This window comes from Synechocystis sp. LEGE 06083, from assembly GCF_015207725.1.
Taxonomy (GTDB): domain Bacteria; phylum Cyanobacteriota; class Cyanobacteriia; order Cyanobacteriales; family Microcystaceae; genus Synechocystis; species Synechocystis salina.
Map to the genome: position 1 here is coordinate 1 of NZ_JADEWJ010000359.1, position 3,105 is coordinate 3,105.

Consider the following 3,105-nt stretch of genomic DNA (forward strand, 5'->3'; position numbering starts at 1 on the left):
TGTAAATCCTGCAAGATGCCCACCGGTTGGTTCAATTCAAAAGCAATTTGACGAATCAAACGGATACTTTGTTGATGGTAGCTATGGTCCCCATGGGAAAAATTGAGGCGGAAAGTGGTGGCACCGGCTTGGATTAATTGTCTCAGCACTTCCTTGCTTTGGGTCGCAGGGCCGATGGTAGCGACAATTTTGGTACGACGGGGAAGGGGAGACGTTTGCATAATGGGCTGAAATTAGGGGCAGTTAAATATAATAGTTAAGGCCGTGGAATTTTAGGCGGCGCCAGGGAAATATTCCCATTATCCGCCACGATCGCCGTTTCAGTTGCACCAGATTAGGGGGCGAACGATGGTAGGCTGGGCGGTGGGAACTTTTTTCTCCAAGGTTTTATAGGATTTTGTATGGATGGTTCCGGTTCTGCTCCGTTGGCTCTGTTAAAGGATTACAGTCGCTTGGAAATTCGCATTCCCCAGAATGATCAAGAACGGGATGACCTACGCCGGGCCATTCTCTGGGTTTGTGGCGAGAGCGAAGCGGAAAATTTTGGCATTTGTGCCGACGATCAAAGCAGTGCCGAAGCAGCCTTGGGACAATACCTCCGGGCCCTGGACTACGACGGGGCAATCGCCATGGAAGAGCAGACCATCCCAGGGCCAGTATATTTGAAATGCCAAAGCCAATCCCTGCGATTTTATGTGGCCAGTTACGAAGGTAGTTACCGGGGGGTGTTGATTTCCTGCCAAACGGAGGATGAAGCCCTGGCGGGCACCTATGGTTATTTCCCGTTGGATTTGTTCGCTGATTGAATGGAAGTTGAAAGACTCGGTTCAGTCCACTTTAACCGAACTAATCAAACAAACGAAAGTAAGGGTAGCGCTTGGGAATGCCCTTTTCCTTTTCCAGGTCAAAGTTAATTACCCGCCAACAATCATCCGCCGTACCCGGAGAGCTAAATTCCACCGGCAGACCGTAAAGACGGGGCAGGGGGCTATCCCTGTCTTCGGGATTACGCCAGCTACCTTGCCGTTGCAGATAAACGCTGACCAAATCGTAGTAACGGTGGGCAATGATTACCTTGGTGGCCCGGTAACCTTCGGTGTAGAGACGGTCCAAGGCTTCATGAATTTCAAAGCGGATACCGTCGGGGTGGGTATGTTGCCGATACCATTCTCCCTGCCAAAAGCGCCAGTGCCTTCCAGATTGCAAATGGACTAGGTCCTCCGTGTCGGGATTAACTTCAAAGGCTCCATGGCGATTGCAGAGGTAGGTGTCCGTTAAGGTCAAGGCAGGAATGGTTTGCCGACAGTGGGGACATTGGATTTCTGGACCAAAAAGGGGGTATTGTAAACCGAGATTTTGCATGGAAAACCGTTGGAATGGGCGGTTAAAGCAGAGGCCCCCACATTATAACCAAGGGATCTTTTCCTGGGTTTCTGGCCTAAACTGAGGCCGACAATCATTCTTCCTTCCCCCTGGCGATCGCCTATGCTAGATGCCCTCGACCTTTCCCTCAAACTGGATAAAGAAAGTTACAAAGAACAACTAGAGGATTTGATGCGGCAGTTACGGAGTCTGCAGCAATCCTGTTGGGAAGAAAAAATTCCAGTGATCATCGTCCTAGAGGGTTGGGCCGCCGCCGGTAAGGGCACATTGCTGAAGAAAATTGTTAACTACATGGACCCCAGGGGGTTTTCCGTTAATCCTATCTTTGCGGCCAATGAACAGGAAAGAATGTACCCTTTTCTTTGGCGTTTTTGGCAAAAGCTTCCCCCCAAGGGCAGTTTGGGCTTTTTCTACCATAGTTGGTACACCAATTGTCTAGAAGAGCGGTTATTTGGTCGTATTCCCGCGGTCCACGTGCCCCTAGTGATGCGGGATATTAACGCCTTTGAGCGCCAGTTGGTGGAGGACGGAGCGGCGATCGCCAAATTTTGGGTACATATTAGTCAAAAAGAACTGAAAAAACGCCTAAAAAAATACGAGGCCGACGAGCTAGAAATGTGGCGGGTGCGGCCGGAGGATTGGCAACAGGAAAAACGCTACCAGGAATACTCCGCCCTCGTGGAAGAAATGCTCACCTATACCAGCACTGGTTACGGCCCCTGGACTCTGGTGGAGGGAGACTGTGAACGGTGGTCCAGGGTAAAAGTACTGTCCCAACTGGTGGCAGTGATTGTCCAAGCCCTAGACCAAAAACGGGCCAGGGCCAACGTCAAAATTGAACCAAGCCCGCCCCAAAAGGAATTGCTCCCCACCGAGCCCAATTTCCTCGCTAAAGTGGATTTGAGCGCGCAACTAAGCAAGGATGACTATCGGCAACGGTTGCGGGATAGCCAGATTGAATTACGTAAATTACAGGCTAAGATTTACCAGGAAAAAGTGCCAGTGATTGCTCTGTTTGAAGGCTGGGATGCCGCTGGCAAGGGGGGAGCCATCAAACGTTTAACGGACACCCTGGACCCCCGCAGTTACCAGGTCAACACCTTTGCCGCCCCCACCCAGGAAGAAGCCCAATTCCATTATCTCTGGCGTTTTTGGCGTCGTATTCCCCCCGGCGGAAAAATCGGTATTTTTGACCGCAGTTGGTACGGCCGGGTAATGGTGGAACGGGTGGAAGGGTTTGCCCGGGAAAAAGAATGGTTACGGGCCTACCGGGAAATCAATGAGTTTGAGGCGGAGTTGACGGCGGAAGGCTATGTGGTGGTGAAATTTTTCCTCCATATCAGCCCCGAAGAACAGTTAGCCCGGTTTGAAGAACGACAAAACAATCCCTTCAAGCAATACAAACTCACGGATGAGGACTGGCGCAACCGAGAAAAATGGCCCCTCTATGATGTTGCCGTTAACCAAATGATTGCCCGCACCAACACCCCTGCCGCTCCCTGGACAGTGGTGCCCGCCAACGATAAATATTTCGCTCGGGTGCAAGTAATTCAAACGGTGGTGGAAGCGGTGAAAATGGAGCTTAAACGCCGGGGCAAGGATTGATAACCCCCCTGGCACCTTTGCCCACCATGATAAAATGCCCTTTAATTTCGATCCAGACCCCTAACCCCATATTGCCGTGGTTCTAGCATCTTCCCGTCCCCCGTCCCCCTCCCATTC

4 protein-coding genes are annotated in these 3,105 nt (G+C 51.2%); 2 read left to right on the top strand and 2 right to left on the bottom strand.

Features of this window, described 5'->3' with window-relative positions; translation table 11 throughout:
• Window positions 1–221, bottom strand: a 221-nt coding sequence (locus IQ219_RS18425) for a pyruvate kinase (RefSeq protein WP_228017338.1), incomplete at its 3' end; no start/stop codon positions are given.
• A gap of 180 nt (window positions 222–401) precedes the next feature.
• Between IQ219_RS18425 and IQ219_RS18430 the strand changes: the two genes are divergently transcribed.
• Window positions 402–806 (top strand): DUF1824 family protein, encoded by a 405-nt coding sequence (locus IQ219_RS18430; RefSeq protein WP_194073570.1) that lies wholly within the window; start codon window positions 402–404, stop codon window positions 804–806.
• A gap of 40 nt (window positions 807–846) precedes the next feature.
• Here the strand turns inward: IQ219_RS18430 and IQ219_RS18435 are convergent, their stop codons facing one another.
• Window positions 847–1,362, bottom strand: a complete 516-nt coding sequence (locus IQ219_RS18435) for a TIGR02652 family protein (protein ID WP_190598844.1) — start codon at window positions 1,360–1,362, stop codon at window positions 847–849.
• Between the two features lie 123 nt (window positions 1,363–1,485).
• On the opposite strand from IQ219_RS18435, the gene pap reads away from it, so the two are divergent.
• The gene (gene pap, locus IQ219_RS18440) at window positions 1,486–2,988 is read left to right on the top strand and encodes a polyphosphate:AMP phosphotransferase (protein ID WP_194073571.1); all 1,503 of its coding nucleotides are present in this window, start codon (window positions 1,486–1,488) and stop codon (window positions 2,986–2,988) included.
• The last annotated feature ends 117 nt before the right edge of the window (window positions 2,989–3,105 follow it).

Bases quoted from the DNA above. Each gene is read 5' to 3' on its own strand.
- IQ219_RS18430 (WP_194073570.1), top strand. From the start codon at position 402: ATGGATGGTTCCGGTTCTGCTCCGTTGGCTCTGTTAAAGGATTACAGT.
- IQ219_RS18435 (WP_190598844.1), bottom strand. From the start codon at position 1,362: ATGCAAAATCTCGGTTTACAATACCCCCTTTTTGGTCCAGAAATCCAA.
- pap (WP_194073571.1), top strand. From the start codon at position 1,486: ATGCTAGATGCCCTCGACCTTTCCCTCAAACTGGATAAAGAAAGTTAC.